The sequence below is a fragment of the Streptomyces sp. LS1784 genome (assembly GCF_020103755.1).
Lineage (GTDB): Bacteria > Actinomycetota > Actinomycetes > Streptomycetales > Streptomycetaceae > Kitasatospora.
The window spans coordinates 1-5,064 of the sequence record NZ_JAHSQD010000574.1; the positions used below are offsets into that span (position 1 = coordinate 1).

5 protein-coding genes are annotated in these 5,064 nt (G+C 73.6%); 4 read left to right on the top strand and 1 reads right to left on the bottom strand.

All coding sequences use genetic code 11. The features are described from left to right. Positions 1 to 95: 95 nt before the first annotated feature. Positions 96 to 2,606, bottom strand: a complete 2,511-nt coding sequence (locus tag KS423_RS38000; RefSeq protein WP_224284300.1) for a DEAD/DEAH box helicase — start codon at positions 2,604 to 2,606, stop codon at positions 96 to 98. 223 nt (positions 2,607 to 2,829) lie between these two features. On the opposite strand from KS423_RS38000, the gene bldG reads away from it, so the two are divergent. The 4 genes from bldG to KS423_RS38020 form a co-directional block, all read left to right on the top strand. Further along, complete coding sequence (gene bldG, locus KS423_RS38005; RefSeq protein WP_049659132.1) at positions 2,830 to 3,171, top strand: anti-sigma factor antagonist BldG; 342 nt, start codon at positions 2,830 to 2,832, stop codon at positions 3,169 to 3,171. Between the two features lie 159 nt (positions 3,172 to 3,330). Next, positions 3,331 to 3,750 (top strand): ATP-binding protein, encoded by a 420-nt coding sequence (locus KS423_RS38010; protein WP_224284301.1) that lies wholly within the window; start codon positions 3,331 to 3,333, stop codon positions 3,748 to 3,750. A gap of 253 nt (positions 3,751 to 4,003) precedes the next feature. Beyond that, complete coding sequence (locus KS423_RS38015) at positions 4,004 to 4,225, top strand: cyclophilin-like family protein (RefSeq protein WP_308020295.1); 222 nt, start codon at positions 4,004 to 4,006, stop codon at positions 4,223 to 4,225. Positions 4,226 to 4,378: 153 nt separating this feature from the next. Further along, positions 4,379 to 5,064 (top strand): hypothetical protein (locus KS423_RS38020; RefSeq protein WP_224284302.1); only part of this gene is annotated, 686 nt, incomplete at its 3' end.

The following is a 5,064-nucleotide window of genomic DNA, read 5'->3' on the forward strand; positions in this document are numbered from 1 at the left end:
GGGCCCGAGCCGGGCCGGCTCGGGCCCCGGTCACCGGCCCTGAGGGCGTTCCGGACGGCGGGCCGGGCGGAGGCCCGAGCACTGCGGCGGTGGCCTCATGAACCGGCCGGGGCTCCACCGTTCGGTCCCGAGGCCGCCTCCCGCCCGTCCGGTGTTCCCGGCCCGGCCTGTGTCCCTGGTTCGTCCTGCGTCCCCGGCCCGTCCTGCGTCCCCGGCCCGTCCTGCGTCCCCGGCCCGTCCTGCGTCTCCCGCCCGTTCTGCGTGTCCGGCCCGTTCTGCTCGTCCGCAGCCCCGGGCGCCCCGGCCAGCAGGACGTCCAGGAGCCGGACGGCGGCGGCCTTGTCCAGCGGGTCGTTCCCGTTGCCGCACTTGGGCGACTGGACGCAGGAGGGGCAGCCTCGTTCGCACTCGCAGGAGGCGATCGCCGTCCGGGTGGCCGTCAGCCACTGGACCGCCCGCTGGAAGCCGCGTTCGGCGAAGCCGGCCCCGCCCGGGTGGCCGTCGTACACGAACACGGTCGGCAGGCCGGTGTCGGGGTGCAGCGGGACGGAGACGCCGCCGATGTCCCACCGGTCGCAGGTGGCGAACAGCGGCAGCAGCCCGATCGAGGCGTGCTCGGCCGCGTGGGCTGCGCCGGGCAGCTGGTCGAGCGGGATGTCCGCGTCGAGCAGCTGGTCTTCGGTGACGGTCCACCAGACCGCGCGGGTGCGCAGCGTGCGGGGCGGCAGGTCGAGTTTGGTCTCGCCCATGATCTCCCCGGTGGAGATCCGCTTGCGGAGGTAGCCGACCACCTGGTTGACCACCTCCACCGAGCCGAAGCTGAGCCGGCCATCGCCCCAGTCCACGGTGGTGTCGGTGTCGAGGACGGAGATGGAGGTGATGTCGCGGGCGGCCGTGGTGTACGGCGGGTCGGCCGGTTCGACCAGGGCGACGGAGCTGTCCAGGTCGAACTCCCGGACCAGGTAGGTGCGGCCCTGGTGCAGGTGGACGGCCCCGGTGTGGACGGTGGTGTGCGCGGCCGCGGCGTCCACCGTGCCGAGCAGTCGGCCGGTGTCGGCCTCGACGATCTGCACCGGGCTGCCGCCGCTGCCGCGCAGGTCCACCGCGTCGGCCGCGCGCTCGCGACGGGTCCAGTACCAGGAGCCGTCGCTGCGCCGGCGCAGCAGGCCGCGCCGCTCCAGGACCGGCAGCAGCGGCGCGGTGGACGGCCCGAACAGCTCCAGGTCGGCATCGGTGAGCGGGAGTTCGGCGGCGGCCGCGCACAGGTGCGGGGCGAGCACGTGCGGATTGTCGGGGTCGAGCACGGTGGCCTCGACGGGGGCCGCGAACAGCGCCTCCGGGTGGTGCACCAGGTAGGTGTCCAACGGGTCGTCCCGGGCGATCAGGACGGCCAGCGCGCCCTGGGCCTCCCGGCCCGCCCGGCCCGCCTGCTGCCAGAGCGAGGCCCGGGTGCCGGGATAGCCGGCCATCAGGACGGCGTCGAGGCCGGAGATGTCGACGCCGAGTTCGAGAGCGGAGGTGGAGGCGAGGCCGAGCAGTCGGCCGGTGTGCAAGTCGCGCTCCAGGGCCCGGCGTTCGTCGGCGAGGTAGCCGCCGCGGTAGGCGGCCACCCGTCCGGCGAGCGGGCGGCCGAGCTGGTCCTGGGCCTGGAGCGCGACGAGCTCGGCGGCGCGCCGGGAACGGACGAAGACGACGGTGCGGGTCTCCCGCTCGACCAGGTCGGTGAGCAGGTGCGCGGCCTCGGCGGTCGCGGTGCGGCGCACGGGCGCGCCGTGCTCGCCGACGTTCTCGGTCAGCGGCGGCTCCCAGAGGCCGAAGACCATCGGCCCGCGCGGCGAGGCGTCCTCGGTGACGGCCACGGCCGGCAGGCCGGTCAGCCGCCGGGCGGTCGCGGCCGGGTCGGCGGTGGTGGCGGAGGCCAGCAGGAAGGTGGGTGACGAACCGTACCGGGCGCAGACGCGGCGCAGACGCCGCAGCACCTGGGCGACGTGCGAGCCGAACACGCCCCGGTAGCTGTGGCACTCGTCCACGACCACGTAGCGCAGCGCCTTGAGGAAGGAGGACCAGCGGGCGTGGCCGGGCAGGATGCCCCGGTGCAGCATGTCCGGGTTGGTGAGCACGTAGGAGGCGTACTGGCGGACCCACTCGCGCTCCTCGGGCGGGGTGTCGCCGTCGTACAGGGCGGCGCGGACCCTCGGTGGGGCGAGCTCGGCGGCCCGGCGGCGCTGGTCGGCGGCGAGCGCCTTGGTCGGGGCCAGGTAGAGCGCGGTGGCGCCGCGGCCGTTGCGGGCCTCGGTGCCGTCCAGCAGGTCGCTGAGCACCGGGGCCAGATAGCCCAGCGACTTGCCCGAGGCGGTGCCTGTGGCGATCACCACAGTCTGGCCGCTTTTGGCCAGATTCATCGCTTCTGCCTGGTGCGCCCACGGCTGTTCCACCCCGACGGCGCGCGCAGCGGCCACGACCTCCGGACGGATCGAGTCGGGCCACGGTGAATAACGCGCGGCTCGGGCGGGAAGGTGCTCCGTATGGGTGAGCCGGTCGGACCGCCCTCGGCCGGCGGCCAGGGTTGTGAGCAGTGCCTCGGGCGGGCTGTGTCGGGGCGGCATGGGGACCCAGTGTGTCACCGGCGTGACGGAGAATCGTCGTAAGCCATCGTGCGGGCATGGTCGCAGGTGGTTGAATGTGGCCGTGACGGCCGAATGGCCGTGGGTCGCAGCGCTGAGGCTTGCCACGCGTTGGCTGGGCGCGCCCGGGGCTCGCGACCATGCGGTGGCGGCCGTCCGGCCGAGGATCGCACATGACGTAGCAAGGCAAGGTGCTGGAGGTTCCGTGGACCTGTCCCTGTCGACCCGTTCAGTCGGCGATCGTACGGTCGTCGAGGTTGGCGGCGAGATCGATGTGTACACCGCCCCGAAGCTGCGGGAGCAGCTGGTCGAGCTCGTCAACGACGGCAAGTACCACCTCGTCGTCGACATGGAGGGCGTTGACTTCCTCGACTCGACCGGCCTCGGTGTGCTGGTGGGCGGTCTGAAGCGGGTGCGCGCTCACGAGGGCTCGCTGCGCCTCGTCTGCAACCAGGAGCGCATCCTGAAGATCTTCCGCATCACCGGCCTGACCAAGGTCTTCCCGATTCACACCTCGGTGGACGACGCGGTCAACGCGACCGACTGACGCGGCCGGGCCGGCCCGTGCGGTCGGCCCCGCCCGTTCCTCGCGTCCGGGTGCCCGGGCCCGTGTGGCCCGGAGCGTCCTCGGGCGCCTCTGGGCCGGTTCTGCCGGCCCGCAGGGGCCGGACCTCCGGCCCCTGTCGGAGCACCCCGAGGGGGAGAGATGGCAACCGTCGAACTTCGATTCAGCGCGCTTCCCGAGCACGTGCGGACGGCCCGACTGGTCGCCGCGGCCGTCGCCAGACGGGCCGGGGTCGACGAGTCGGTGCTCGACGAGGTACGACTCGCGGTCGGCGAGGCGTGCTCCCGCGCAGTCGGCCTGCACCAGCGTGGCGGCATCGGCGGCACGGTCCGGGTCGCGCTGACCGATCAGGAGAAGCGTTTCCTCATTGAGGTCGAGGACGAGGCCGGCCCCGCCGCCGCCCCGGCCTCCGGCGCCGCGGAGGGCGGCGAGCCGGACGAGGACACCCTGGGCCTCGCCGTGATCACCGGCCTGGTCGAGGACCTGGAGGTCACCAACGGCACGGACGGTGGCCTGATCCGGATGAGCTGGCCGGTTTCGATCGCCTCCATCGCGGTCTGAGGCGTCTCTTCCGCGTTTGCGTACGCACCGTTTGCGTACGCGCCCGGAGGGCTGGCGTCCAGCCCCTGGTCGTGCGTTGACAGCATGTTGATCCCGGCGGTCCGCTGCTCCGGCACGACCGGGTCCGATCATCGATCGGGCCTCGTCGCGGAAGAGGACGGACAAGCGGAACCGCGTCCTGTGGCCGGTCGGGCAGATCACCGCCACCTCAACGGCCACCCCCACCACCGAAACGCTCCGGGCGGAGCCGCCGATCAGCTCGTCGGCCGGCACCCGGGGCGAGGAGGTCTGCTTCGGCACGCCCGTCGGCGTGCCACGCGGGGACGGGGCCCGGCAGGTCGTGGAACCGGGCACGGTCGCCTTCTGGACCGACGGCGACAGCCTCGTGCTGCCGTACGGTCCGACGCCGACCTCGTACGACGGCGAGTGCCGGCCGGCCAGTCCCTGCAACGTCCTGGGCGCGGTTGAACGGTGATGCCCGAGTGTTGCGGACGGTCCACGCCGGGACGGACACCGAAGGGGCGAACGGCAGGGCGGGCAGCGGGGCGGGGAACCGGGAAGCAGGGGACGGACACCGGCCGTGTAGGTTCGACGACCGATGACGACCGAAACCGAAAGGCTTCTCCCGGTGAACAAGCGACTGCTGGCCGTACCCGCCCTCGGCGTGCTGCTCGCGTTCGGCGCCGTCGGCTGCGGCGGCGACGACAACAGCAAGCAGCTGGAGTCCTGGGCGTCGAACGTCTGTGGCGCGGCCAAGGACCCGATCGCCCAGGCGCAGACCGCGCTCGCCGACACCGGCCAGGTGAAGACCGGCGAGGTCCCGGCCGACCTCCAGAAGCGGCTTTCCACGGACATCGGGCGGCTGGCCAAGACCAACCAGGACATAGCGGCCGCCATCGACGCGGCCGGTGCGCCCAAGGTGAAGGACGGTGCGGCCCTCCAGAAGGACACCGTCGACGAGCTGAAGAAGGCGGCCGACGGCTACGTGGAGGTCCAGAAGAAGCTGGACGCGCTGCCCAACAACGACCAGGCCAAGTTCGCGGACGGGCTGCGCAGCGTGGCCGACCAGGTGCAGCAGCTGGCCTCGCTCTCCACCCAGGCGCAGAGCAAGCTCCAGCGCGGTGACCTCGGCGCGGCGATGGCCAAGCAGGAGGGCTGCAAGCCGTCCCCGACCACCGCCCCGACCACCGCCCCGACCGGCGGTGCGACCGGTGGTGCGGGAGCCGGCGCGAGTGGCACTCCGGCCCCGGGCGGCGCGGGCACGACCCCGGCCCCTGGTGCCACCGACACCGCGAGCGCCCCGGCCACGCCCCC

Excerpts from the sequence above, each read along its gene's own strand:
- KS423_RS38000 (WP_224284300.1), bottom strand. The coding sequence starts at position 2,606 with ATGCCGCCCCGACACAGCCCGCCCGAGGCACTGCTCACAACCCTGGCC.
- KS423_RS38010 (WP_224284301.1), top strand. The coding sequence starts at position 3,331 with ATGGCAACCGTCGAACTTCGATTCAGCGCGCTTCCCGAGCACGTGCGG.